The 25,185-nt window shown below is 46.5% G+C and carries 23 protein-coding genes; 13 read left to right on the forward strand and 10 right to left on the reverse strand.

What is annotated here, in order from left to right:
- Positions 1-57: 57 nt before the first annotated feature.
- Together asnC and rluA are read right to left on the reverse strand one after the other, a co-directional pair.
- Positions 58-519: a transcriptional regulator AsnC gene (gene asnC / locus KO533_RS12725; protein ID WP_006080290.1), complete on the reverse strand. Its 462-nt coding sequence runs from the start codon at positions 517-519 to the stop codon at positions 58-60.
- 95 nt (positions 520-614) lie between these two features.
- Complete coding sequence (gene rluA, locus KO533_RS12730; RefSeq protein WP_028761728.1) at positions 615-1,292, reverse strand: bifunctional tRNA pseudouridine(32) synthase/23S rRNA pseudouridine(746) synthase RluA; 678 nt, start codon at positions 1,290-1,292, stop codon at positions 615-617.
- Between the two features lie 203 nt (positions 1,293-1,495).
- Between rluA and KO533_RS12735 the strand changes: the two genes are divergently transcribed.
- Together KO533_RS12735 and KO533_RS12740 are read left to right on the forward strand one after the other, a co-directional pair.
- Positions 1,496-3,412 (forward strand): U32 family peptidase, encoded by a 1,917-nt coding sequence (locus KO533_RS12735; RefSeq protein ID WP_219234446.1) that lies wholly within the window; start codon positions 1,496-1,498, stop codon positions 3,410-3,412.
- A 201-nt stretch (positions 3,413-3,613) separates the two neighbouring features.
- Complete coding sequence (locus tag KO533_RS12740) at positions 3,614-3,988, forward strand: PH domain-containing protein (protein WP_105250128.1); 375 nt, start codon at positions 3,614-3,616, stop codon at positions 3,986-3,988.
- A 180-nt stretch (positions 3,989-4,168) separates the two neighbouring features.
- On the opposite strand, the gene KO533_RS12745 is transcribed toward KO533_RS12740, so the two are convergent.
- Complete coding sequence (locus KO533_RS12745; RefSeq protein WP_219254481.1) at positions 4,169-6,565, reverse strand: toxin-antitoxin system YwqK family antitoxin; 2,397 nt, start codon at positions 6,563-6,565, stop codon at positions 4,169-4,171.
- A gap of 180 nt (positions 6,566-6,745) precedes the next feature.
- Between KO533_RS12745 and KO533_RS12750 the strand changes: the two genes are divergently transcribed.
- Positions 6,746-7,063: a cupin domain-containing protein gene (locus tag KO533_RS12750; RefSeq protein ID WP_168824805.1), complete on the forward strand. Its 318-nt coding sequence runs from the start codon at positions 6,746-6,748 to the stop codon at positions 7,061-7,063.
- Positions 7,064-7,082: 19 nt separating this feature from the next.
- On the opposite strand, the gene KO533_RS12755 is transcribed toward KO533_RS12750, so the two are convergent.
- The 4 genes from KO533_RS12755 to KO533_RS12770 all read right to left on the reverse strand — a co-directional run bounded on the left by KO533_RS12755 (position 7,083) and on the right by KO533_RS12770 (position 11,541).
- Complete coding sequence (locus KO533_RS12755) at positions 7,083-8,255, reverse strand: AAA family ATPase (RefSeq protein ID WP_219254483.1); 1,173 nt, start codon at positions 8,253-8,255, stop codon at positions 7,083-7,085.
- An 83-nt stretch (positions 8,256-8,338) separates the two neighbouring features.
- Positions 8,339-9,505 carry a membrane dipeptidase gene (locus KO533_RS12760; protein WP_219254485.1) on the reverse strand — a complete coding sequence of 389 codons (1,167 nt, stop codon included), beginning with the start codon at positions 9,503-9,505 and terminating at the stop codon, positions 8,339-8,341.
- Between the two features lie 176 nt (positions 9,506-9,681).
- Positions 9,682-10,122, reverse strand: a complete 441-nt coding sequence (locus KO533_RS12765) for a SufE family protein (protein ID WP_219234442.1) — start codon at positions 10,120-10,122, stop codon at positions 9,682-9,684.
- Between the two features lie 69 nt (positions 10,123-10,191).
- Positions 10,192-11,541: a cysteine desulfurase gene (locus KO533_RS12770; RefSeq protein ID WP_219254487.1), complete on the reverse strand. Its 1,350-nt coding sequence runs from the start codon at positions 11,539-11,541 to the stop codon at positions 10,192-10,194.
- A gap of 348 nt (positions 11,542-11,889) precedes the next feature.
- Between KO533_RS12770 and KO533_RS12775 the strand changes: the two genes are divergently transcribed.
- From KO533_RS12775 to KO533_RS12795, 5 genes are all read left to right on the forward strand, one after another.
- Positions 11,890-13,590: a methyl-accepting chemotaxis protein gene (locus KO533_RS12775; RefSeq protein ID WP_219254489.1), complete on the forward strand. Its 1,701-nt coding sequence runs from the start codon at positions 11,890-11,892 to the stop codon at positions 13,588-13,590.
- A gap of 280 nt (positions 13,591-13,870) precedes the next feature.
- Entirely contained in the window at positions 13,871-14,710 is an 840-nt protein-coding gene (locus KO533_RS12780) for a MipA/OmpV family protein (protein WP_028761859.1), read from the forward strand.
- 9 nt (positions 14,711-14,719) lie between these two features.
- A complete protein-coding gene (locus KO533_RS12785; RefSeq protein WP_219254491.1) occupies positions 14,720-15,109 on the forward strand; it encodes a DUF3019 domain-containing protein in 390 nt (129 codons plus the stop codon).
- 2 nt (positions 15,110-15,111) lie between these two features.
- Positions 15,112-15,816 (forward strand): response regulator transcription factor, encoded by a 705-nt coding sequence (locus KO533_RS12790; protein ID WP_105250123.1) that lies wholly within the window; start codon positions 15,112-15,114, stop codon positions 15,814-15,816.
- Positions 15,813-17,105, forward strand: coding sequence for an ATP-binding protein (locus KO533_RS12795; RefSeq protein WP_219254493.1), 1,293 nt, complete (start codon positions 15,813-15,815; stop codon positions 17,103-17,105). The genes KO533_RS12790 and KO533_RS12795 overlap by 4 nt, the downstream gene beginning before the upstream one ends.
- A 266-nt stretch (positions 17,106-17,371) precedes the next feature.
- Here KO533_RS12795 and KO533_RS12800 read toward each other — a convergent pair whose 3' ends face one another.
- The 3 genes from KO533_RS12800 to KO533_RS12810 form a co-directional block, all read right to left on the reverse strand.
- The gene (locus tag KO533_RS12800) at positions 17,372-17,830 is read right to left on the reverse strand and encodes a hypothetical protein (protein ID WP_028761861.1); all 459 of its coding nucleotides are present in this window, start codon (positions 17,828-17,830) and stop codon (positions 17,372-17,374) included.
- Positions 17,831-17,851: 21 nt separating this feature from the next.
- Complete coding sequence (gene ompV / locus KO533_RS12805) at positions 17,852-18,625, reverse strand: outer membrane protein OmpV (RefSeq protein WP_168824821.1); 774 nt, start codon at positions 18,623-18,625, stop codon at positions 17,852-17,854.
- 353 nt (positions 18,626-18,978) lie between these two features.
- Complete coding sequence (locus KO533_RS12810; protein WP_219254495.1) at positions 18,979-20,019, reverse strand: NADP(H)-dependent aldo-keto reductase; 1,041 nt, start codon at positions 20,017-20,019, stop codon at positions 18,979-18,981.
- Between the two features lie 454 nt (positions 20,020-20,473).
- Between KO533_RS12810 and KO533_RS12815 the strand changes: the two genes are divergently transcribed.
- The 5 genes from KO533_RS12815 to nqrE are packed head-to-tail and all read left to right on the forward strand — an operon-like array spanning position 20,474 to position 25,110.
- Positions 20,474-21,847, forward strand: coding sequence for a Na(+)-translocating NADH-quinone reductase subunit A (locus KO533_RS12815; RefSeq protein ID WP_219254497.1), 1,374 nt, complete (start codon positions 20,474-20,476; stop codon positions 21,845-21,847).
- Positions 21,847-23,079, forward strand: coding sequence for an NADH:ubiquinone reductase (Na(+)-transporting) subunit B (locus KO533_RS12820; RefSeq protein ID WP_028759366.1), 1,233 nt, complete (start codon positions 21,847-21,849; stop codon positions 23,077-23,079). Before KO533_RS12815 ends, KO533_RS12820 begins: the two co-directional genes overlap by 1 nt.
- Positions 23,069-23,875 (forward strand): Na(+)-translocating NADH-quinone reductase subunit C, encoded by an 807-nt coding sequence (locus KO533_RS12825; RefSeq protein WP_219254499.1) that lies wholly within the window; start codon positions 23,069-23,071, stop codon positions 23,873-23,875. Before KO533_RS12820 ends, KO533_RS12825 begins: the two co-directional genes overlap by 11 nt.
- The gene (locus tag KO533_RS12830) at positions 23,872-24,492 is read left to right on the forward strand and encodes an NADH:ubiquinone reductase (Na(+)-transporting) subunit D (RefSeq protein ID WP_028761892.1); all 621 of its coding nucleotides are present in this window, start codon (positions 23,872-23,874) and stop codon (positions 24,490-24,492) included. Before KO533_RS12825 ends, KO533_RS12830 begins: the two co-directional genes overlap by 4 nt.
- Positions 24,493-24,501: 9 nt before the next feature.
- Positions 24,502-25,110 (forward strand): NADH:ubiquinone reductase (Na(+)-transporting) subunit E, encoded by a 609-nt coding sequence (gene nqrE, locus KO533_RS12835; protein WP_105250116.1) that lies wholly within the window; start codon positions 24,502-24,504, stop codon positions 25,108-25,110.
- Positions 25,111-25,185: the final 75 nt, after the last annotated feature.

Below are 25,185 nucleotides of genomic sequence, written 5' to 3' on the forward strand. Positions count from 1 at the left end.
GTTAATCACACTTTGGTATTTGTTATGTTGTTTGTAGGTGTTTGCTGTTTTTCCTGTTTAAGGTTTAACCGCTCTGACGATTGGGTTTTGTAGGCTGATCAAGGTTTCTGTCGACTGGATTTCATCGATAGATTGAATGCGATTGATGAGCACGTGTTGCAAGCCGTCGATGGATTGGCACATGACCTTGACGAAAATGCTGTAATTGCCTGTGGTGTAATAGGCTTCGACGACTTCTTCGAGAGCGTTGAGTTTGGCGATAGCGGCGGGGTAATCGCCAGCGCTTTTAAGGTTGATACCGATAAAACAGCAAACGTCATAGCCTAGGGCTTTAGGGTTTACCGTGATCTGCGCACCTGTAATGATCCCCGCTTGCTTCATTTTTTCTACCCGAACATGGATAGTGCCGGCGCTCACGCTAAAGCGTTTAGCGAGTTCGGCAAAGGGTGTGCGGGCATCCTGCATTAGGGCTTCGAGGATATGATTATCGAGTTGATCGCGCTGAAATGCGGTATCCATAAATAAACTCTCTATAACGTAGTGAATTGTCATAAAGTTACGTTTTTTTATGGGGAATTGCTACCGATTTTGCCCGTATTATTTGATTTTAGTGATCATTGTTCGCCCAAAGGCTCACAAAAAGGCACTTCTGCGCTAAAAGTCATGCTGACACCCGAGTAGGGATGTTTGATGGTGAGTTCTGCTGCATGCAGCAATAGTCGAGGCGCTAAGGATTTTGCCAGTGAGTCGGCATAAAAACCATCACCTAAGATCGGATGTCCTAGCGCCATCATATGCACCCGTAATTGGTGTGAGCGGCCTGTGATTGGCATCAGTTTAACCAGCGTTGAGCGTTTGGCGCGGCTCATTACTTGGTAGTGAGTCAAAGACGGTTTGCCAACAAGATGATCGACTTTCTGTTTAGGGCGATTTGGCCAGTCGCAGATCAGTGGATAATCAACGCTGCCAGTGTCATTTTTGACATGGCCTGCAACCCTTGCATAATAGGTCTTGCTGGTTTCTCTATCGTGGAACTGACGTTTTAATTCCCGCTCGGCGCTACGAATAAGGGCGACAACTATCACGCCTGAGGTCGCCATATCGAGGCGATGGACGATTTGGCAATGGGGATGCTCAGCTTTTACTCGAGCATAGACACTGTCGTAATGGGCGGGGTCGCGACCGGGCACAGACAACAATCCTGAAGGTTTGTTGATGACGATAATGTCTTTATCTTGATAAAGAATATCGAGCCAAGGAGTGGTCGGTGGTTGGTAAATAAAATCAGTCATAAATAGTGCCTATTCGTCAATGCGGGGCAAAGATACTCTGCTCGGCTTGAGGGTGCAAGTGTGAGGCCCAAAGATCGGTTGTGCCATTATCCTCGCTGACAAAAGTAAAGCGGATTAGTTGATGATTTGCTGATAGAGCTGTATTTGAGTTTTTGTTATACTCCCGTCCTTTTCGTTAATGATCATTTTGAGTCTGTGAAGCCATGAGCCAGCCAGAGATATACACTCCCGAGAATCTTTCTCACGTCCATAACCGTCTTGAGTTATTGGCGCCTGCAAAAAATGCTGACTACGGTATCGAAGCCATACGCCATGGTGCCGATGCGGTATACATAGGTGGTCCTGCGTTTGGTGCGCGGGCAACGGCGGGTAACAGTGTTGAAGATATCGCGCGCCTGTGTACTTATGCTCATCAATATCATGCTCAGGTATTCGTCGCCCTCAATACCATTTTGATGGATAACGAACTGGCCGACGCCGAAAAACTTATTTGGCAATTGTACGAAGCGGGTGCCGATGCGCTGATTGTGCAGGACATGGGCGTATTACAGCTCAATTTGCCGCCGATTGCCCTTCATGCCAGTACCCAAATGGATAACCGCAGCCCAGAAAAAGTGGCGTTTTTAGAGCAAGTTGGTTTTTCTCAGGTTGTGCTTGCCCGTGAATTGGGCTTAAGCCAAATCCGTGATGTCGCCGCGCATACTAATATGCAGCTCGAATTCTTTATCCACGGTGCTTTGTGTGTGGCTTACAGTGGCTTATGTAATTTGAGCCATTCCTTTAGTAACCGCAGTGCTAACCGCGGTGAATGCTCGCAAATGTGCCGTCTGCCGGGCAATCTTAAAACCCGTCAAGGTGATGTGTTAGCGCAGAACGAACATTTATTGTCTTTAAAAGACAATAACCAAACCGAAAACCTTGAGGCGCTCATCGATGCGGGCATTCGCTCGTTTAAGATTGAAGGTCGCTTAAAAGATTTAAGTTACGTTAAAAACGTCACCGCGCATTATCGCCAAAAGCTGGATGCGATTATGGCGCGTCGTCCCGAGTTTAAGGCTTCGTCCCACGGCCGCTGCGAACATAGTTTTACCCCTGATCCTGAAAAGACCTTTAACCGTGGCAGCACAGATTACTTTGTTAACGAACGTAGCCAAGGAATTAAAGATTTCCGCTCGCCTAAATACATAGGCGAAGAAGTCGGCAAAGTGGTCAGCATAGGTAAAGACTTTATCCAAGTGAGCTCAACCCATGAGTTTAATAACGGCGATGGCTTAGCATTTTTCCCTGCGAATTTTGCCATGGCAAAACAATCCGATGACAAGCTGCAAGGCCTGCGGGTTAACCGCGCCGAAGGGTTAAAACTGCATATATTGCAGGTGCCAAAGGATTTAAAAGTCGGCATGACTTTGTACCGTAACCATAACCAAGCCTTCGAAGCCCTGTTATCTAAAGAATCTTCTAAGCGGATTATCGGCGTTGATTTACGGTTGAGCGATACCCAAGACGGACTGGCGCTGACCTTGACGGATATCTATGGCCTTACAGCCACAGTGAATTTAGTGGCCGAGAAGACGCCCGCGACAGATGTCGATAAGACCTTACAAAATACTCGCACTCAGCTGGGTAAGCTCGGCAGCACCGACTTTGTTGCCCGTAGCATCAGTATCGATACGGCCCAAGCTTGGTTCTTGCCTGCGTCTGTGCTCAATGGTCTGCGCCGTGATGGCGTTGCCGCTCTAGAGGCTGCCCGTGTGCAAGGTTATGTGCGTCCACTGCCGTGGAAGCATAATCAAGATGCAGTCTATCCCGTCAAGCATTTGAGTTACTTAGGTAATGTTGCTAACGAAAAGGCTAAGGATTTTTATCAACGCCACGGCGTGATTGAAATTCAAGATACCTATGAGAAAAATGGCGTCACCGAAGACGTGCCATTGATGATCACTAAGCATTGCCTGCGCTTTAACTTCAATCTGTGTCCGAAAGAAGTGCCAGGGATCAAGGCCGATCCTATGGTGCTTGAAATCGGCAACGATGTGCTCAAGTTAGTCTTCGACTGTCCTAAATGCGAAATGATGGTGGTCGGTGAAAACCGTCAAGTGCGAGGCCAGAAACACCTTTAATATTTGTCATTAGGAGCATTGCCCGAGTGCAATGCTCCTAGCACCTATTCAGCTTGCATCTGCGCGCCTATAACAGCCTACTTCTCATTGATGTTGCTCTCACCATCGCCACTCCCATATTTTCATCAAAGCCCTATATTGCACATGCGGTAATGAGCAGATATCTTATTGAAAATAATATTAATAATAAGGGATGTTAAAATGGGATTGTTAGACGGTTTACTCGGTAATGCTGCTGAGGTTGATTTACAGGAATTAGCCGAGGAATTAAGGCCTATCATGGGCATTCAAGAAGAATTAAAACTCGCCTACAAAGTGATCCGTGATTTGTTTATTTTCACCAATAAACGCCTGATCTTAATTGATAAGCAGGGACTTACAGGCAAGAAGGTTACTTACCATTCAATACCTTATAAATCCATTACCCATTTTGAAGTGGAAACGACAGGGCATTTTGATATGGATGCCGAGCTTAAAATTTGGATTTCAGGCCAGAGCGAACCTTTAGTAAAAGAGCTCAAGCGTGGCACGGATGTTGTGGGTATTCAAAAGACCATCGCCACTTTTGCGCTTTAGTTTTTTTGCACTTTAGTTTTAGTGCCGTGGCTTAAGTTTTAGTGCTGCGACTTAGATTCATTTAGTGCTATCAAGCTTGGAATTGTTATCGCAAGCTAACGGTTAATTGTGAGTAAGGTAAGCCAAGTTTTATCTGGGCTTACCTATCCTCGCTATCGAGTGTGATTCAAATCTGCTTGATTAATTTAACACTATCCTACTTGTGCTAGTGGAGTGCTCTATCGGTTCGCCCGCCATAGTATAGGTTTCGGAAAGCTTGAGTTTGCCTTGCTCATCGTATTGATTGTGGATGCCGACCCAGAATTGCTCCTGTCCCTGAATTTGTAAATTACCTTCTTCGGCAATCTGGCGATTGGGATGATAGCGTTTCATTGCATAAAGCTTGCTTTCATTATCAAATTTTAAGTGATAAGCCAATATGGGTTCTTCGGTGTGAGCGGCGACATCTGCTATTGTTTTATCTTCTCGCTGTTTTGTCGTGGTATTGCCATTGGGTGCGTGATACTTCTGACGAGATAAATATGCGTTGTTGCTACTATTGCTAGCATGATGTTCGCTGTCATCCGAACGGTTATTTGGTCCGTTACTTTGCCCATCAGCATCGTTTTCATCATAGCCATAACTAGGATTTTCTGGGCTATCCCATTCAGGTTCTTCATCTTCCTGAGTTGCTATATTTTCATGAAAATCAAAGTAGTGACGGCTTTCTATCAGTTGGCCTTGTTCATCTAGCCAGGCTTCGCGGTATACTTGTCCTTGGGGCGTAAAACGTTGCCAATGGCCGATATCGAGGTAACGACCATTAGTAATTTGGATGGTGCCAGTTTCTAAAATTAAACCTTGAGGGGACAAGGATTTTGAGCTAAATAAATCCCCTTGCGTACGGGTGAGTAACCAGCGAATGGCGCCATCTTCATAGTATTCGATGCGAGTATCGGCGATACCTTCTTGATAGTATTCCCTTTGATTATTATCAAGATTATAGCCGCAGCGGGTATTCGAGTGACTCTGATAGGATTCGAGGATCCCTTTGTTATTATAAAAGCTGGACTCTTTGAGGTAGCCTTGACCATCACGAACTTCATATTTAGAAATTGTACGTATCGTGCCATCTTCATAAAACCAGCGAGCAGTGCCATCACGGTTGCCCTGTGTGTGCGGTAAGTACATCTGAATTTGCTGGTTTTCGTGGTATTCAATAAAAGGGGCTACCGAGAGGTTATTTTTATATTGGCCTTCGGCCGAAAGCACGCCACTTTTATAATAGCTTCTAAATAGACCTTCTCTGAGTCCATTTTCAAGATAGATCTCAAGGGCGAGTTGACCATTGTCATGATACCAAAGGGCCATGCCTTGTTCTTTACCATTCTCAAAATAGATTTTTTCTTCAAGTTGACCATTGGGATACCATTTTACATGTTCGCCATGTAATTGGCCTTCGGTATTGAAGGGTTCACGCCATGCAGGCTTACCTGAGTCGTAAAACTCTTCAATGACTTTGCCCGTCACATCATTAAACACTTTTTGTTTAATCGCTCCATTGGGATGATACCAAACGGCTTCATATTCATAGCCTTGGTTGTAATATCTTTCAGCTTCTAGTGAACCATCAGGGTAATATTGTTTTTCAATTCCGTGGATAACATCTTGCACTAAGGGCCGGATCAGCTGTATTTGTCCAGATTCATAGTAGCGAGTTAACGTATTGATATAATAGCCATTGCTATCTTGTTCGGCGGTTTCTTTAAGCTGACCATTGCCATAAAAGTATTGAATAAATTGACCTTGGGGATGGCGATCTTCTATTTGATTGATCTTGCCCTCATGGTCGTACCACGTTTGTGTTCCAAGTTGCTGATCATTAATAAAGTTGCCTTCAAATAACAGGGTACCTAGGGCATTGAATTGGCGGGTCACACCATTACGTTCGCCAAAATAATTTGAATCGACGGCTTGGGTAAGCCCTGGGCTTTGGGTGATGATTCTAAGTATACCTGCACCTTCTTCAGTATTGAGTTGGTGAAAAGTGCGGTGCAGTTGGCCTGTTAGGCTGGCGTAATCTTGAATATCGCCTTGCACTATATTGTCTGCATCTAGGGTAAAGTGGCTTATCAATAATGCATCGAGATTGTTAAGCTCAACTTGCCACAACGCCTTTATTTGGCAGTTCTTTTTGGGGGTGATACTGCACACTTTTACCTTGTCGAGCCAAAAGTGCTGCTCGGGGAAAGGGAATTGATTGCTGATTTCGAGGCGGTCGAATTCGGTATGGTGGAAGTCGCAGCATTCATTGGCGTTTTCCCAGCCTAAGAGTTCTATGACTTGGGGCGTATCGTAGTGATAGAGAGTTAAGCCGTGGTCGGCATTTTCTTCGCAAGAAGTCGCGTCTGCCTTTGTCGCATGAATTTTTAAGCTGAAATGACGCTGGAATAGCGGTGCAGCGACTGACGGCTCCTGCGTTAAATCTTGTTCTTGGCAGAGTGTTTGTGATTCAGTTTGAAGATGAATGTCTTTTGGATCGCGGCTAGTTTGGTTTGAGGGAAATAACTTGGCTTTGAGTGCGCGAAACAACGACATTGGGGGAAATCTCCATATCCATATGTAAAACAATAGGCTTATCTGAGGGATACTCATGGCAACTGAGTATTTCTGTGCGCATATCATAGCGGTTTATGGATTCGTTTCTCAATGCTTGATTGCTCCAAATACCGTTTAATCAGAGTGGCACATTAATAAAAGCAGAGGAATAAAGACAAAATGCTTGATAACTTTTTTGCAAAATTACCCACAGATTTATCGGCCGAAGTGTTTGAAAAACTGGCGGGTAATAACACTGTGACTATTGAGCGCATCGTTTCCAATGGGCAATCTACGCCCGAAGGTCAATGGTACGATCAAACTCAACATGAATGGGTGATGCTGCTCAAAGGCGAGGCGACGCTTGAATTTGAACAAGGTGAACCCGTTACGCTAACTCCTGGTGATTACTTAACGATTCCGCCCCATCAAAAACATCGAGTCGCTTCGACTTCTATAAGTTCAGAAACCCTATGGCTCGCGGTATTTTACGATTGATTAGGGTTAAGGCTACAGGTTAACGATTCTGCCATAGCCAACTGGGCGTATTGAGTAAGTCTTGGCCTTGGATCTGCGTTTGGCCTAAGGTTTTGTCTAAGGCCAAGGTATTGCAGTGTTCAAATTGACTTAAGGCATTAATAAGCCGATTAGCATGGGAAACCACCCACAACTGGCACTCTTCCGATACCTTAGCGATTAAGCGTGCAAGCGCAGGTAATAAGTCGGGATGTAGGCTAGTTTCTGGCTCGTTTAGCACCATAAGCTCTGGCGGTCTTGGGGTCAGTAGGGCGGCGATTAACAGCAAATAGCGCAGGGTGCCATCCGACAATTCACTGGCATTGAGTGGCCTTAATAAACCATGCTGATGAAATGCGAGCACTAAAATGCCGCCCTCTTGAGGTTCGATTCGAACCTCTGCACCGGGAAACGCATCGCTGACCGCATGATCAAAAGCCGTTTTATCACCTATCTCAAAAATGGTTTGAATTGCTGATGCAAGGTCGCGCCCATCGTGGTGCAATACTGGCGTGGCTGTACCTAATTGTGGACGACGGGCTGGCGCTTCTGCATCGGTTCTGAAGTGATCGTAAAAACGCCATGCGCGGATACTATCGCGAAGCTTTAGCACTTCAGGGCTGCGCTCTGGATCGGCAAGTTCGGTAAAAATACTGTCGCCGGTTTGCAGGTGTGCGCCTAAGGTTATCCAGCCTTGTCCGTCAGCAGTGCGACTCTTCACCATAGGACCACGGCGCTCAACCAATACTGTTGAGGGTCTATACTTAGGCCCGTTCCAAATGGCTTCGCGCTTGATTTGTGGATCTAAGCCAAACAGCGTGGTGGCGTCGGGTTTAGGTAAACCGAGTTCAATAAGATAGCTAAAGTCCTCGCCAGCAAAGCCGAGCTTTAAGCGTTTTGGCGCTTGCCTGACGGTGGCTTCAATGGCGGTGTCGCCCGCTAGCATACTTTTGGTGGGGTTTTCTGGTCCCGCCCAAAAGCTGGAGTCGAGTCCACCTTCTTGGGCTAAAGCATTGACAACGCCGCCTTGCGCCGTTTGTGCGAGTAAACGTAGTGCCTTGTATAGATTCGATTTACCACTGCCATTCGCCCCAGTGATCAAATTGAGTTGCCCTAGAGGCAAGACGATTTCACGCAGAGAGCGATAATTGAAAATAGCGAGTGTGGTCAGCATAGAATATCCAAGACTGAAATGAGCTGATAAGTCAGTAAATTTATCGACAAAGTAAATTAAATATGACGATAAAACAATGGCATTTACAGTAGCACTTTGTTGAGCACTCTTTGCCAGTTACCACCCATAAAACGGTCGCGGTCGGTAGATTTAAAGCGCGCCTTGGCTAAGGCATCGTCGATACGGCTCATGCGATCGATATGATTCAGCTCAGGGATCACGACATGCCTTGGCTCTGCATCAAAACCTAGCACGCCTTTCGCCCTCAGGCTGTACCACCATTCTTGATATTCTTTAATGCCTTTGGCGTTGTCATTACCGAGTGCCAGTAGGTTTTCTTGGCCTCGGAGCGGGAAGTCATTCGCGATTGCCACGCAGTCCACTCCACCAACACGCATAACGTATTCCAGTTGGCGAATATAATCATCAATCGTGGGCACGGCATTATTGGTAAGCCAGAAACTCATCATAAATACGCCGAATACGCCGCCGCTATCGCCGATGGCGCGGATCACTTCATCGGGGGAACAACGGGCATGGTTTACTATACCGCGCGCTGCGCCGTGGCTTTGCACTATGGGTGATTTAGTGATTTTTGTGACATCTAAAGCGGTTTGAGCGCTGGAGTGACTCACATCGACTAAGATATTGGCGTGATTGAGTTTGGCGATAAGCTCGTGCCCATGGGCCGTGAGTGGTTTATTGAGTCCGCCACTGGCATCATTATCTAAGGCGCCACCGGCAAAGGTATTGCCGTAATGGTGGGTGAGTTGCAATACGCGTAGCCCTTGTTGATGAAACTCATCTACCCGCGCCCACTGGTTAGCTTCGCTGTCTTCTTCGACACAATCTGCGCCTTGGATTTGAAAGTATACCGCAGTGCGCTGGCTGTCGCGGGCACGTTGAATATCTCGCCCCCTCAGACCTTGCAGTAAAATATCGGGATGATCGCTCACCCGTTTAGCGGCCTGCTTAATGCTTTCCATGCAAGCTTTATAGGTGCGTTTGTAGTTTTGAGTGCCATCGGCTTGTTCTATGGTCTCAATAGCCGAAATATCGCAAAGATAGGCATCGAGCTTAGCGGCAGTTACATCACTTAAGTCATCGGGAAGGAAAGATAAACCATCGACATATATCCGCCTCTGTGCGGCGGCAAAGCTAGGTAAACTGGCGAGTGGACTTAACAGAGTTGCTGCGCCAAGACCTTTAAGGAGTGTACGACGGTAGTGATTGACTGCCTTGATGGGCATGCTCGGTTCCTATCAATAACGCAAATGTAACTTCTTTATACCTTTTTAGGGCGTAGAAGTCTTTGATTAAATCCCTTTTTTGGCCTTTGCCCCTGAGCTAGAGTTGTGATTATTTGTTGTTGCCTAGTGGTTTCAATTATCGCTTGTCGCAGTAAATGAAAACCCTCGGGTTATGATTATCGAGTGGCTTCAACCATTGCTTTTGCCAGTGAGTTAAGGCCGTTGGTGCGCGATGGGCTGAGCTGACCTTCTAGGCCCAATTGTTTGAAGTAAGCTGTAGGATCAAATGCTTGGATTTCAGCGCGGCTTTTACCATGGCAGGCGCCAAGCAATAATCCAATCAATCCCTTAACGATGCGGGCATCGCTGTCGGCTAAATAATAGTGTTTGCCAGCCTGTTTTAGATGGTAAATCCACGCATCACTCTCGCAGCCTTTTACTTGAGCGGCCTCGATGCGAAGCTCAGGGCTTAAACTTGGTAAGTCTTTCCCTAGCAACATAATTTGGCGATATCTTTCCTGCCAGTTAGGGGCATTGGTAAAACGCGCCAGTAAGGTTTCGGCATCTTGCACTAAATAGTGAAAATCGGCCTCATTTGGCATGATTGAATCTGTCATAGGGCTAAATCCTGTCTAACTTATTTTGAGCATCGTATGAGTGGCGTAGATCAGTGGCTAAATGCTGGATTACAGCAGCAAGTCTTTTACCGAGGCTAACGCGGCAATAAAGCGGTCGATATCGTCTTTATTGGTGTAGATACCGATAGAGGCACGGCAACAGCCCTTAAGATTCAGGCTCTGCATTAATGGCATGGCACAATGATGGCCACAACGAACGGCAACCCCTTGTTGGTCCAGCAAAATGCCTACATCTTGGTGATGTTCACCGGCAAGATTAAACGCGACTACACCGATATTGTCATCAAAGGCGCCGTATAAATGCACTTCACCGAGCGCGCGCAATTGGCTTTGTAAATAGTTAACTAGTTCAGCTTCATAAGCTTGAACCTGCGGCATGAGTTCGGTTTGTAAAAATGTAATGGCCGCACCCAAACCTATGACTTCAGCAATCGGCGGTGTGCCCGCCTCTAAGCGATTCGGCAAGTTGCCAAATTCTGTCGCTTCAAAACTCACGTGTTTAATCATCTCGCCGCCAGTTAATAGTGGCGCGAGATTATCTAACGCGTCGAAACGGCCGTAAAGTATACCCACACCAGTGGGACCATACATTTTATGCCCCGAGAAGACGTAAAAATCACAATCGATTTCAGTCACATCCAGCGTTAAATGCGCCACTGCCTGTGCGCCATCAACTAAGGTGATAGCACCATGTTTTTTCGCTAACTGCACTAGCTGAGCCACGGGATTGACTGTACCTAGGGCGTTGGAAACATGGCATAGGGCGACGATTTTAGGCTTTAACTCGAGCAAGGTTTTATATGCGTTGATATCTAAGCGGCAATCCTGACAGAGCGGGATTGGTTTAATCATTGCCCCTGTGCGTTTCGCCAGTTCCTGCCAAGGCACGATATTGGCGTGGTGAGCGGCTGCGTCGATTAATATCACATCGCCAGCGCTTAATTGGGCAGTCAGTCCAAAGGCGACTAAGTTGATTGATTCTGTGGTGCCGTGGGTAAAAATGATTTCTTCGCGGCGTTTTGCCTTCAAAAATTGTTGCAACTGATCGCGCACGTTTTCATAGCTTAAGGTCGAACGCGCTGATAACTGATGTGCAGCACGGTGTACATTCGCATTGTCATTAGCGTAAAACTGCGCCATGGCATCTAACACCATTTGCGGCTTCTGGCTGGTGGCTGCTGTGTCGAGATAACATAGGGGATAACCATCAAGCATTTGATTTAACGCTGGGAATTGCGACCGGATCTGAGCATTTAGCTGATATGCCTCTGATGAGCAAAGTGTCACTGTGGTATCAGGCATAGCACTCGCCGAGGCATGGGATGTTTCAATGTCTGCCATTGTATTCGTCGCTGTGTTAGTCACAGTATTTGGCGTAGGCGATGCAGGTTGAGTCATGGGTGAGGCTAAGGGCAATGAAAAAGGCCAAGGGATCTTCTGTGATCTGCCATGTGAATGCAAGTTTTAGCGGTTTGTTGAGGCGTTGGTATCGGACAGTGGTATTGAACGCCTAATTTCACCAAGGTCTGTTCAAACTGTTGCCTAATAGATGATTTTGCACGCCTTAAACGGTTTTTGACTCTAACGTATCATTGAGCTTAGCTATGATGCGATTTTTCTAATGTTTAAGTTTCTCTTTTAAATTCAGCTAATACTTTACGCTTAATTCATCCACCGAAAGTTAAAACTCCGACTATCCTAAATTGGACGTCCTTCGTTGTCAGTGTTTTGCTGGAGAGTAGCTTTATGGTGAAGTTTTTAAAAGACTTACGGATTAAACATAAGATGATCGCCCTCGTTGGGGTGATGTTAGTGCTGATCTTGATTTTGTCTGGATTTAGTCTGTTGAAGATGCAGCGTGTATCGGAGGAAATTCATGGCATTGCAGAAGAGAATATTCCATTAGTCAGGCTATCGACTGACATCACCATTAAGCAGCTTGAAAGCTCTGTCATTCTAGAAAAAGCGTTTCGTGCCGCGGATGTTGACGCCGTATCCAGCCCACTCATTCTAGCGGCTTTTATTGCGGATGTTGTTCAGCACAATGAAGACATTAGCAAGGAGTTGCTCTCGACTCAAACCATGCTTGGAGAGGCATTAAAAAACGCTAAAACTCCTCAAGTACGTGAGAAAACACAGCAGCTAAATCAAGATATTGACACGATCATTCAACATTTTGCAGATTATAAAGTCCTGCTTGGCACCGTTATTTCGGGAATTCAGCAAAAAGAAGACCATACCGCTTTAGCTAAGCGGGTTGAATCTTTAGAGGAAGCGCAAAATGTGTTTAATGCTGAGCTAAGTCAATTCGTAGAACGTTTAGCGCTGATGACTCAAGCTGCAGTTTCTGTAACAGAGGAAGAAGAGCTTAGGGCCATTTATGGCTTAACGATTATTTCGATAGTGTCTTTAGTCATAGGATTATTGATTGGTATTGCTTGCAGTCAATACATGGTCAAATCTATCAATCTGTTACGTAATTCTGCCGCCATGATGGAAAAGGGTAACTTTAATCAAGAGTTACGCGTCGATTCCAAGGATGAATTAGGCGAACTTACCGTCAGTATGAATCAAATGGCGTGGACCTTAAGTAAAACTGTTGGCCAAGTGATTGCTCGAAGTGAAGAAATTGCCTCTATGGTGACTGAGCTTAATGCGGTGGCCGAGAATAATCGTGAGGCCATGTTGAGGCAGCAGGATAACACTGACCAAGTCGCCGCCTCTATGACCCAAATGGCAGCAACGATCACTGAAGTGGCGAGTAGTGCAGAAACCGCTTCTTACTCAGCGGGACAAGCTGAGCATAAGGTGAAAGAAAGTTGTGAGGTTGTCGATGCGAGCGAAAAAATCTCGAAGCAGTTGGTTGCCAGCGCCCAGTATTCGAATCAACTTATTCAACAGGTTCAGGCGAGTACGGGGAAAATCCTCAACTTTGTTTCTGTGGTCGATGCGATAGCTGGGCAGACGAACTTATTAGCTTTGAATGCATCGATTGAAGCGGCGCGGGCGGGAGATCAAGGTCGTGGTTTTGCTGTCGTTGCCGAAGAAGTGCGGGCGCTGGCAACGCGCAGTCAAACGGCCACGCAGGAGATCAGCGATCTTATCCAAACACTCGTGAAAGATGCCAAATCCTCAGTCGAATCCTTTGCCAATAACGATAAGCAAATCAGTGAGTCATCACTGCTCGTTAATCAAGCCAAGCAGCACTTATTTGAGATTTTAGATGCGTTGACTGAACTGACTCAGGCTAATACTCAAGTTGCGACCGCCAGTGAGGAGCAAGCTGTGACCGCCGAAGATATTAGTGAGCGCATTAATGCGATTCGTGATTCGGGTGAGTTGGTTCTCTGCAGCGCTAACGAAACCGCGAAAGCCAGTGAGTCACTGTCTAAGCAGGCTAATTCATTGAGGGAAACGATGCAGCAGTTTAAGGTGCGAGTTGTTTAAATGTATTAGCCCATAATTCAGTGTGCCAACGACTGACAGTGGTTAACTTAACTGCGCCACTTCATCTTAGCTTGAGCCTCATTTGTGCCTTAACTCAATGTGAGGTGAGTATATCCTCAAACAATTTGAAGATGCAGGATTCAAGTTGTTTGGGATATAGGTCTATCTTGTTATCCGACACACTATTGCCGTAAAAATGATACTGGTTGTGCAGTGACTTGCAACAAACTGTTGTAATATGTAGCGCTAAATAACGACTAAAAATGTGAATTAAATGGGCATGCGTATTCTTTGGCTTCTTGTGTTAACGCTGAGCATTCTTCCTAGAACCGCTGCAGCATCAGATATTGCGAGCAGTGTTACTGGAGGAACTAATCGCCTTGCTGACGGCGGTGATTTTGAGCTGGGCATGAGTGTTTACGGGATTAATCAAGTCGATGTTCGGCAAACGGATTCTGGTTCTGCACAGTTGTCGCTGTTAGTCAGTGGCATGTACCAGTACAAAGGGCTGTTTGTTGAGATGATCCATCAATCTCAAGATGGCATTAATCTGGGGTTTAATCTTTGGAGCTCAGAGGATTGGTCATTAGAACTGCTATTGGCTAACTTACAAGGTTCTTGGTCCCGTCCTGATGTGGATCCCAGTACGCTGGATGAAGCTGGCCGCAATGCTTATCTACTATCGGAAGATTCTCTCTATGTGGGTGCCGGTTTTCGTGCCACGCGTTATTGGGGCGATAACTATGTTTTTCAGTATAGGTTAGTATCTGATTATTATGATGATCAAGGTATTCAAAGTTCTGCCAGATTGGGTAAGTCCTGGCAGGTTCGTAATTGGAATTTTCACGTATTGGGGAGCGTAGGTTACTCATCTGCCACCTTGAATCGCTATCTTTTTGGTATCAGTAAGGAAGAAGCCACTGAACGCTTTCCTGAGTATCGGCCGGATAGCTCTTTCAGTTACGGCATGGAGCTAGGGGTTGCCTATCCGCTGAGTGAAAATTTTGTCTTTCGGGCCATGTATCGCTTCAATGTGTTATCCCAAGAAGTGACCGACAGTCCCTTCAATCAAGCGAGTTATACATCGTATTTTAATGCTTCTCTTAGCTATGTGTTTTAGGAGGAGGGCATGAATCGATTTTATCAATTGTTAGCGGTAGTGATGCTGAGCGCGCCTTTTTTGGCTTGGAGTCAGGATGATGCCGTTATTTTTACCGCGACCCCAGAACGCTGCATTGCACTGCATAAAGGGCAAACTTGCTATCAAGATGTATTGTTCCGATGGCAGACACCCGCGAGCGGCGAGTACTGCCTCATACTGACAGACCGTCAGCACCAGTTAACCTGCTGGACTGGCAAAGCTTTGCAAGAATATCAATATAGTTTTGAAGGGGATAAAACGGCGACGTTTAGTCTTATCCGTAATGATGATGTGCAACCGCTCGCGCAAGTTAAAGTGGTCGTGACATGGGTTTATAAGGCCCCTAAACAGAGTCAGTCCGGTTGGAGGTTATTCTAACTATGTCAGTTGCAAAGCATATCTTAGTCGTAGAGGACGATACCTCACTGGCAGAGTGGATCAGTGATTATTTACTGGATCACGGTTACGGAGTCACAGTGGCCAGCCAAGGTGATTTTGCCTTAGAGATGATAGCCGATGAGATGCCTGACTTAGTGCTACTCGACGTGATGATGCCCGTTAAGAATGGCTTCGATGTGTGTAAAGAGGCCAGGGCATTTTATACTGGGCCCATTTTATTTATGACGGCTTGCGTTGAGGACGGCGATGAAATCCGCGGGTTAGATGCTGGTGCTGATGATTACCTCACTAAGCCGATTCGACCACAGGTGCTGTTAGCGCGGATAAAGGCCCTGTTACGCCGAGTGAGTGATGAGGAGCAAAAGCAGCAATTAGTTTTTGATTCTTTAGTGTTAAATGCGACGGCAAAATCAGTCACCATTGATAAACAACCGCTGGATTTGAATGCCAATGAGTTTGATGTCTTGTGGCTGCTGGCATTGAAGGCGGGCACGATAGTGAGTCGCAATGAATTGGTGGCTCAACTGCGGGGCATTGAATACGATGGCCTAGACCGCTCGGTGGATATTCGCATATCGCGCTTACGCAAGAAGTTGCAGGAAGCGTTGAGTCAGCCCTATAAAGTCAAAACCATTCGTGGCAAGGGATATTTGTTTTGCCGCGATGAGGCCGAGCAAGCTTTATGAAGAAGTTAATGACTTCTCTGGTGCTGGTCGTGCTGGTGGCCATTGCCAGCCTAGGCTGGTCGATAAGTGAGTTTGCAACACTTATTGATCCTGATAATGAAACGCCTAGCCCAGCAACTCACCTCGCGGCATTAAAACTGCTGGGCGGTTCACTGGCGCAAACGTTAGATAACGATCCCGCCCCTAATCATGTGTTTATAGACAACTGGAATCAGCGAAATGCAGATCAATTGTCTTTGGTGAATGAAGCGGATTTTGTCTTACCCTCAGCCCTAAAAACAGAGTTTTATTCAGGGGAATCATTACTGCTGGAGTCCGATGATGGCATCTCTTTGCACTATTTATTGCCTAAAACGGGTCAGGTGCTGAATATCAATACCCAGATAGTGACGCCAGCCGATGTGAGTTTTAACGCGAATAAGCTGTATACCATGCTTTTTTATGGCGGTGTGGTGGTGATTTTGTTGGTGTGGGTGTCTCCTTTAATCCGCCAACTGGTTAATCTCAGTAAGGTGACTCAAGCATTTGGTATGGGAGAATTACAGCAGCGAATTGTGGTCAGCAAAGCGTCCTACATAGGCACAATAGAAAGCGAATTCAACCGCATGGCAGATCGCATCCAGCAATTGATCGATGACAATAAATTGCTTAGTCGGGCAGTTTCCCATGATTTAAAAACTCCAATTGCGCGGCTGCGATTTGGTATCGCGGCGTTAGAAGAAACCCAAAGCGAACAACTTAGGGTGAAGTATTTTCAGCGATTGAACCGCGATCTGGACACTATGGAAGAGTTGGTCATGACACTGCTCAGCTATGCCCGCCTCGATGAGGCGAATATCCAACCTGATTGGCAACCTATTGAGCTTAATACTTGGTTGCTGGAAAAGTATCAAGGCCAAGTATACCCAGGGTTTTCAATAGAACTCATCACCTGCCCAATACCGCTAAATATCAAAACAGATCCTAAGTACTTGTCAATGCAGGTGAATAACTTGCTCAGTAATGCGCTGCGTTTTGGCCGTGCCAATATCCGGCTGATGTTGGCATTGGAAGATGGGATTGCGTGGTTACACGTTGACGATGATGGCCCTGGCATAGATGAACAGGAATCTGCTCAAGTGATTAAACCTTTTGTGCGTGGTCAGCATAGCCGCGGAAATTCCGGTCATGGCATGGGTCTGGCGATTGTCGATAGAATTGGTTGTTGGATGGGTTCCCCATTACGTATTGGCCGTGCTCCTGACTTGGGTGGGGCTCGCATGTCACTAAAATTCAAGGCTGAAGTTTAAATTTGGGGTTTAATACGATTGGTATAATGCGAGGTTTGAGCCGTTTTTGTCTGTTTCTTTAACATGAGCTGAAGCGAGCAATGCGGCTAGGCCTACGTAATCTAATCTGCTGTGTTGATTTAGAGATAGAGGCAGAGGCAGAATGACTCAACTTACTATACGAATGAGTGCCTAACGAATTGGTGCAAAACAGGGGGATTTATAAAAAAAACGCACCAGCCTTGATACCTAACGAGAATCTAGACTGGTGCATTTTTGATGAGCAATTAACTTTTCACATTGACATTGTTAAGTATGTAATCTGTTTCATAGATGCGGGAACTCGCATTTTCTGGCTTGCTATGTAAACCTGTGACTTCGACCATGACAGAGGTTTCTTGATTCATCGTTGAACTCCCCCACAAGATATCCTTACTCGCGCTCGCTCCTACTCCAAACTGGCCAATTGCATCACGATCGGTTTGTTCGTGAGTAAAAGTGAAGTAGTTATAACCCGCTTGTTTGCATAACTCTGCTGACTTACGCATGACGTACTTTCGGGCCAATGCGCGGTCAGTGTTGGTATTGCCAACAAAGCTTATCTGCCAGCTATCGGGTGCAATCTGTGCGGTTTCAAATCCTTTACCGAAAGACCAAAATTGCTTTTCGGTATCGTAGGAAGTGGCACAAGCTGAAAGCATCAGAGCTAATCCAGCACATAAAAACGTTTTTCTGATAAGTGTCATGGTCTTGTCTCGTCAGGTTGTTTAGAAGCTATAGTTCACGCCAAGGGTAGTAACCCACTGGTTGTTACTGTCTATTAGCGGAGAGTCAGCCATGTTGGCACCTATGTGCGAGTAACCTGTGGCTTGAGTAATATCTAAATGCTTAGTGACTGGAATAACCAAAGCGTAGCCTAGCTTATAGGCAAAGGTGCCGTCAGCTTGATAGGCAGGGCGCTGCGCCGTAGCTTCAGATGACGTCACACCTGTGTAGTAGTTTGCGAAATCTTTACTGAAGTAGTGCACACCCGCATAAGGCACCAGATCACCGAAGCCTACATTTATTGGATGGTAATAGGTGATATCAGCCTGAAAACCATCATAAATATTGGTGACATCGTGTTGGAATTTAGTTGATAGCGTGCCATTTCCTAAATGAATGTCGGCGTTTAAACCCAGATCGCCACTGAACTTGCGATCCTTCATGCCCGTTAAAATATCCGCATCATCGGCATCAAAGCCAGGATTGGCAACGGCAAAGATACTGAAATTAACGGCACTATCGTTCGTGCCTAAAAAGCGGTAGTTGATGCCGGACAGATCGGCGTTGAAGTCTTCACCGTGGTAGCCGCCATTGAGGTAGGCACCTGTCTGGTGATCTTGACCCTTATAAAACTGACTACCAGTAGCAACACCTGCGCCAGCAAAGAACTGATCTTGATGACTATAGATATTACCGTTACGAATGTAGGTATTGCTTTCAGCAAGAGCGTGGCTTGACATCAAAACACTTGTGATTACAAAGCAAAGTTTTTTCATTTTTTTATCCTTAAGACATCTGTCTAGTGACTGTGATGCCACTATATTTCACTTCTTAAAAGGACTCTGTATCCGAATGTAACCTAGACCATGTATCGCAGCCTTCTCGCATCGTCTGGCGCTGGTGAGCTCGTGGAGCTGAAGACAATGACCTTTTGCTAAGCCGGAGGGATAAGATAAACAAGACTAGGTAATAGGTAGCTTTTGATTGAATAGAGGAGAGGGTGCAGTGATGAGGTGATATAAAGGTAAAAAGTTATGCCTCTAAAGCTATTTGAAATCAATAGCATCAGGGATATTGACCCGATGCTATTGGTCAGTCATTCAAACAACTCGCCGACTAAGCCTAGGGGCTAAGGACAAGGTAATCTAAATTGATCGGACAGTTGGTTTAATCGCACTAATAGCTCTGGTGATAAGGTGACTTTTAAACTGTCGATGTTTTCTTTCAGTTGATATAAGTCGGTGGCGCCTATGATATTGGAGCCGACAAACTTACGTGAGTTAACAAAAGCTAACGCCATTTGTGCGGGCGTGAGTTTGAACTCGCGGGCCAAATCGACATAGGCTTTTGTCGCCTCCAGAGCCATTTGCGAACCTGTATAGCGGGCGAAACGCTTAAACAAGGTCAGGCGCGCGCCTTCAGGCCATTGGTCGTTGCAATATTTTCCCGTCAAGGCGCCAAAGGCCAGTGGCGAATAGGCCAGTAATGGCAAGTTTTCGCGGTGACTGATTTCGCTCATGCCGACTTCGAAACTGCGATTAAGTAAGTTATAGGGATTTTGCACACTCACAATACGCGGCAAGCCATGTTTTTCGGCGAGTTGCAAGTACTTCATCAAGCCCCAAGGCGTTTCGTTCGACACACCGATATAGCGCACTTTACCTTGGCGGATCACTTCGGCGAGCGCTTCTAGGGTCTCGAGGATCGGTGTTTGATGTTCATGCTCTTGTTGATCGTAAAACAGTTCACCAAAGAAATTGGTATTACGGTCAGGCCAATGGATTTGATAAAGGTCGATAGTGTCTATTTGGAGGCGTGCTAAAGACGCATCGACCGCTTGGTGGATGTTGTTCCAGTCCAGCGCCATATTTTTGCGAATGTAATCACTTTTACCCCCAGGTGCGGCAATTTTAGTGGCGATCACTAAGTCGTCTCGGTTACCGCGGGCCTTAATATATTGCCCTAGGATACGCTCGGTTTCCCCTTGGGTTTCCGGCTTAGGTGGTACGGGATACATTTCCGCCGTATCGATAAAGTTGATGCCATTGCCTATGGCGTAGTCCAGCTGTGCAAACGCTTCGGCTTGGGTATTTTGTTCGCCCCAAGTCATAGTGCCCAAACAAATTTTACTGATCTCAAGATTAGAATGCGGTATGCGTCTGTATTCCATCTATTTCTCCTACGGAAACTCTCTTAGTTTGAGGCTACCAAGCTTTTGCTGTAAAGCAAAGGTTAAACCATAGGTTGAAATGTTAGTGCGCTAAAAATAGCCAGCAAGTTTAGCCATCCTGCCCCATTTTGAGGCATGCCATTGGTTGAAGTTTGTTCGCTGAGTTGCTCTTTTAACGGTTTTAGCGCTTTACTGCACTGAAATGGAGATTTTGGCTTATTTTTGTAAACCTTAGGTACTACTAAATCAGTAATGACGTATTTATGAATAAATTGTTATAAAACTACATTTGCAGATTACAGTAAGTAAGGATGTGAATCTGTGTCACAAAATTGCGTAAATTTACGTATCTAACTTACGAATTTGCAGCGGAATGTGACGCCAATATCGGAATCTGCGTTAACAAATCTCTACCCTAAATTTATCTAAAAATTTTTCATGGTTGATATTTGTGATGGCAGATTTTTCAAACCAAATTGTAACGATCAAAAAAGGCCTCGACTTGCCGATTGTTGGTGAGCCGCGACAGGTCATTGAACTCGGTGCTAAGCCATCCCAAGTGGCTGTTCTGGGAGAAGAGTTCGTTGGGCTTAAGCCGACGATGTTGGTCGAAGAGGGTGATTTTGTTCAAAAGGGCCAAGCCCTATTTGAAGACAAAAAAACGCCAGGAGTCTTGTTCACTGCACCCGCTAGTGGCCAAGTCGTAGCGATTAACCGCGGCGAGCGTCGAATTCTACAATCAGTCGTCATTCGTTGCGATGACGGTGAAAACCGCGATGGGCAGATTTCTTTCGATATCCATCAAGACATCGCCGCTCTCCCTCGGCCAACCGTTCAAGACCAGTTGGTGAAGAGTGGTCTATGGACCGCCCTGCGTACTCGGCCTTTCTCGCGCGTGCCTGCGCTCGATAGCACGCCCGCAGGGATTTTTGTTACCGCAATTGATACTAATCCACTGGCCGCCGATCCGCGTTTGATCATCGCCGAGCAAACCGAGGCTTTTAAAGCTGGCTTGCTGGTGTTGAGCCGTTTAACCGAAGGCAAGGTTTACCTGTGTCAGGATAAGGGCGAAGCGATTGTTAAAGAAGCATTACCACAACTTGAGGTGCGCCGCTTTGATGGTGTTCATCCTGCGGGTTTAGTGGGCACTCATATTCATTTTACCTTGCCAGTGAGTTTAGAACGTCAGGTATGGCATATCGGTTATCAAGATGTGATTGCCTACGGCAAGTTATTCCAAACCGGTGAGTTGTATACCGACCGCATCGTCGCCTTAGGTGGCCCGAGCGTGCTGAACCCGCGTTTACTGCGCACTCAATTGGGCGCTGAGCTAAGTGCCTTAGTGAGTGATGAAATCAAACCTGGCCATAACCGCGTGGTATCGGGATCTGTGTTATCTGGCCATACCGCGGCGGGCGTACATGACTTTTTAGGCCGATTCCACAACCAAGTGTCAGTGTTGAGCGAAGATTCGCAGCACCATGTTCTCCCTTGGGTGCGCGGTGGTTCTGACAAGTTTTCCATTACCCGCGCCGTGACCTCGCGTCTGTTCGGTGCGAGTAAATTGTTTGAATTTACCACCCATCAAGGCGGTTCCGCCCGCGCCATGATGGCCTTTGGTCAGCTAGATCGTGTCATGCCACTGGATATTTTACCTACCTTACTCGTTCGAGACTTAGTGGTGCGTGATACCGACGAGGCGCAGGCCTTAGGTGCATTGGAGTTAGATGAAGAAGATCTGGCGCTGTGTACCTTCGTATGTCCCGGCAAATATGACTTTGGTAAAGAATTACGTGCCTGTCTAGATGTTATTGAGAGGGAAGGTTAATGACCAAACAAGTGAAAAAACCTGATTTACAGGACGCCTCTGATTTACAACAAGAGTACTACGCAACGGGTAAGTCGATGAAGGGCTTTTTGCGCTCACTCGTCATTGCCAATGGTCGTAGCACTAAGGGCCAAGTGCATGTGCGTGACGCGATTGACGTGAAACGTACCATGACGCTAGTCGGTTTGTGTTTACTGCCCGCCATTTTATTCGGTCTATATAACATTGGCCTACAGGCACAGCTTGCGCTCGCGGGCGGATTATCGACGCCAGATATTTGGAAGTTAGAAATCTTTAATACCCTGTTTGGCAGCCTTAGCCAAGACACTGGGATATTAGGTTTATTCCTCTATGGTCTTAGTTTTTATCTGCCGATTTACCTGACAGCACTGCTCACCAGTTTGTTTTGGGAAGTGGTGTTTGCGCGGGTTCGTGGTCAAGAGTTGCACGAAGGCTTCTTCGTGACGGCCCTGCTGTTTACCTTAATCTTGCCAGTATCAACACCGTTGTGGCTGGTGGCCATGGGGATTTCCTTTGGTGTGGTCGTGGCTAAAGAGCTATTTGGTGGCATGGGATATAACTTCCTTAACCCTGCGCTGGCGGGCTTGGCTTTTATCTACTTCGCCTATCCATCTGAAGTTTCAACCATTAAACAGCTCGTTGCCGTTGATGGTTTCTCTGGTGCAACGGCGCTGGCACAAACCGCAGCGGGCAAGTTGAGTTTTGCCGATTACTCTTGGTTTAGCGCCTTTAGCGATCCTAACTGGTGGAACAACTTTTTTGGCTTTACCGTGGGCGCGATTGGCGAAACCAGCACCTTAGCGATTTTGATCGGCGGTTCATTATTGCTGATCAGCCGCTTAGCGGATTGGCGCATTGTGCTCGGTGTGTTGCTGGGCATGATAGCGACTGCAACGTTGTGTAATTACATCGGTTCTAGCAGCAATCAAATGATGGCAATGCCGTGGACTTGGCATCTGGTCACTGGCGGTTTTGCGCTAGCAATGATGTTTATGGCCACCGATCCTGTAACCACTTCGTACACTCGCCAAGGCAAGTTTGCCTACGGTGCTTTGATTGGTTTTATGACTGTGCTTATCCGTGTTGCTAACCCAAAAATGCCTGAGGGCGTGATGTTAGCCATTCTGTTCGCCAACCTTTGGGCGCCGCTGTTCGATTATCTGGTGGCCCGCGCCAACATCAAACGGAGATTAAAACGTCATGGTATTTAAGAAAGATACTGTGGTGGGGACCATGATCTTCACCATCACGCTCTGCCTCTTGTGCTCTTTTATGATCACAGGCACAGCAGGCATATTGAAAGAACGTAAAGTCGCCAAAAAACGTGACGAAGTGCAGCGCTATGTGTTGATGGCCGCCGATGTGAACTTAGGTCAGGGCAATGAGTTTAGAGATATTTTTGCTAAATCCGTTAAGCCATTATTGATCAACTTAGATACAGGCAAGGTGGACTCAGACGCTAACGTCCTCGATTTCGATGAGCGTATGGCGGCAATTAATCCTGAGACTTCAAGTGCGCCGAAAAAAGATATCGCCAAGATTAAAACCCGTGCGAACGATGCCCGCGTGTTTAAAGTGCTCGATGCCAACGGCAAGTTAGACAGCGTGGTTGTGCCTTTCTATGGCAAAGGTCTGTGGTCGATGATCTACGGTTATGTGGCGGTTGAACCCGATTTCAACACCATTAAAGGGCTAGTCGTGTACGAACACGGTGAAACCCCTGGTATCGGCGATTTTTTAACTGATCCTAAGTGGGTGTCACTATGGAAGGGTAAGCAATTGTTTGATGAAAAAGGCAAGTTTTCGATACGTCTTGTGAAAGGCGGCGCTAAAGAAGGCGATATTCATGGTGTCGATGCGGTGAGTGGCGCGACCATGACGGGCCGCGGCGTGCAGCGCGCAATGGAGTTTTGGTTTGGCGTTGAGGGTTTTCAAACCTTCTTCAATCAGCTGAAAGCGACGGCCACGCAGGGTGAATTGCAAGGTGAGTTGGGAGAGGCAAAATGAGCAACACTTTATCCATGCGTGACATGTTAACGGGGCCAGTGTTTGCCAATAACCCCGTCGCGATGCAAGTGCTGGGCGTATGTTCGGCACTGGCGGTCAGTAACTCAATGCAAACCGCTGTGGTGATGACACTGGCAGTGACCTTTGTGTTGGTGTTTTCTAACCTGATTATCTCTGCCATCCGTAACTTTATCCCGACCAGTGTGCGGATTATCGCGCAGATGACGGTTATCGCCTCCTTAGTGATTATCGTCGACATGGTTCTGCAGGATGTAGCCTATGAGTTATCTAAGCAACTTTCTGTATTCGTTGGGTTAATTATCACTAACTGTATCATCATGGGCCGTGCAGAAGCCTTCGCCATGAAGTATCCACCGCATTTAGCGGTCGTCGATGCGCTTGGTAATGCGACAGGCTATGGTTTGATTTTGATCAGCGTCGCCTTTGTACGCGAGCTGTTAGGGACGGGTAATTTATTCGGTCACCCTGTGTTTACCACCATCGAAAATGGCGGCTGGTACTTGCCAAATGAGATGTTCAAGTTACCACCGAGCGCCTTCTTCCTGATTGGTGTGTTGATCTGGACTATCAATGTGATCCAGCGGAAACGGGGTTAAGGAGCAGATATGGAACACTATATAAATCTATTTTTGCAGGCCACTTTTATCGACAACATGGCGCTGTCGTTCTTCTTGGGCATGTGTACTTTCTTGGCCGTGTCTAAAAAGGTGTCAACCGCCTTTGGTCTAGGTGTTGCCGTGATTGTGGTGATGACCTTAGCCGTGCCGTTAAACCAGCTGATTTACGTCAAAGTGCTCGCACCTGGCGCTCTGTCTTGGGCGGGATTACCCGGTATCGATTTAAGTTACCTGCAACTGATCACTTTCATTGGTGTGATTGCGGCGTTAGTGCAAATCCTTGAAATGTTTTTGGATAAGTACATTCCTAGCCTGTATGACTCCCTTGGGATCTTTTTACCTTTGCTCACAGTGAACTGCGCGATTTTTGCCGGGGTGATCTTTATGGCGAACCGTGATTACAACTTCGGTGAGTCAGTGGTGTTTGCGATGGGCTCGGGTCTTGGTTGGGCGGTGGCGATTGTACTGCTGGCGGGACTGCGCGAAAGAATGAAATTCAACGCGATTCCTGAAGGCTTACAAGGTATTGGTATCACCTTTATTACTACAGGCTTGATGGCGCTGGGCTTTATGTCTTTCTCAGGGATCTCGCTGTAACGCTACAGTAGGCGAGCCAAGAATTGAGAAAGTGAAACCAGATTCTTTTTAGAAAAGAGCTAGAAAAGGGTAATA

This window comes from Shewanella sp. NKUCC05_KAH (assembly GCF_019345585.1).
Taxonomy (GTDB): Bacteria; Pseudomonadota; Gammaproteobacteria; order Enterobacterales; family Shewanellaceae; genus Shewanella; species Shewanella oncorhynchi.

Coding starts and splice junctions, on each gene's coding strand:
- asnC (WP_006080290.1), bottom strand. CDS start 519: ATGGATACCGCATTTCAGCGCGATCAACTCGATAATCATATCCTCGAA.
- rluA (WP_028761728.1), bottom strand. CDS start 1,292: ATGACTGATTTTATTTACCAACCACCGACCACTCCTTGGCTCGATATT.
- KO533_RS12735 (WP_219234446.1), top strand. CDS start 1,496: ATGAGCCAGCCAGAGATATACACTCCCGAGAATCTTTCTCACGTCCAT.
- KO533_RS12740 (WP_105250128.1), top strand. CDS start 3,614: ATGGGATTGTTAGACGGTTTACTCGGTAATGCTGCTGAGGTTGATTTA.
- KO533_RS12745 (WP_219254481.1), bottom strand. CDS start 6,565: ATGTCGTTGTTTCGCGCACTCAAAGCCAAGTTATTTCCCTCAAACCAA.
- KO533_RS12750 (WP_168824805.1), top strand. CDS start 6,746: ATGCTTGATAACTTTTTTGCAAAATTACCCACAGATTTATCGGCCGAA.
- KO533_RS12755 (WP_219254483.1), bottom strand. CDS start 8,255: ATGCTGACCACACTCGCTATTTTCAATTATCGCTCTCTGCGTGAAATC.
- KO533_RS12760 (WP_219254485.1), bottom strand. CDS start 9,505: ATGCCCATCAAGGCAGTCAATCACTACCGTCGTACACTCCTTAAAGGT.
- KO533_RS12765 (WP_219234442.1), bottom strand. CDS start 10,122: ATGACAGATTCAATCATGCCAAATGAGGCCGATTTTCACTATTTAGTG.
- KO533_RS12770 (WP_219254487.1), bottom strand. CDS start 11,541: ATGACTCAACCTGCATCGCCTACGCCAAATACTGTGACTAACACAGCG.
- KO533_RS12775 (WP_219254489.1), top strand. CDS start 11,890: ATGGTGAAGTTTTTAAAAGACTTACGGATTAAACATAAGATGATCGCC.
- KO533_RS12780 (WP_028761859.1), top strand. CDS start 13,871: ATGCGTATTCTTTGGCTTCTTGTGTTAACGCTGAGCATTCTTCCTAGA.
- KO533_RS12785 (WP_219254491.1), top strand. CDS start 14,720: ATGAATCGATTTTATCAATTGTTAGCGGTAGTGATGCTGAGCGCGCCT.
- KO533_RS12790 (WP_105250123.1), top strand. CDS start 15,112: ATGTCAGTTGCAAAGCATATCTTAGTCGTAGAGGACGATACCTCACTG.
- KO533_RS12795 (WP_219254493.1), top strand. CDS start 15,813: ATGAAGAAGTTAATGACTTCTCTGGTGCTGGTCGTGCTGGTGGCCATT.
- KO533_RS12800 (WP_028761861.1), bottom strand. CDS start 17,830: ATGACACTTATCAGAAAAACGTTTTTATGTGCTGGATTAGCTCTGATG.
- ompV (WP_168824821.1), bottom strand. CDS start 18,625: ATGAAAAAACTTTGCTTTGTAATCACAAGTGTTTTGATGTCAAGCCAC.
- KO533_RS12810 (WP_219254495.1), bottom strand. CDS start 20,019: ATGGAATACAGACGCATACCGCATTCTAATCTTGAGATCAGTAAAATT.
- KO533_RS12815 (WP_219254497.1), top strand. CDS start 20,474: ATGGCAGATTTTTCAAACCAAATTGTAACGATCAAAAAAGGCCTCGAC.
- KO533_RS12820 (WP_028759366.1), top strand. CDS start 21,847: ATGACCAAACAAGTGAAAAAACCTGATTTACAGGACGCCTCTGATTTA.
- KO533_RS12825 (WP_219254499.1), top strand. CDS start 23,069: ATGGTATTTAAGAAAGATACTGTGGTGGGGACCATGATCTTCACCATC.
- KO533_RS12830 (WP_028761892.1), top strand. CDS start 23,872: ATGAGCAACACTTTATCCATGCGTGACATGTTAACGGGGCCAGTGTTT.
- nqrE (WP_105250116.1), top strand. CDS start 24,502: ATGGAACACTATATAAATCTATTTTTGCAGGCCACTTTTATCGACAAC.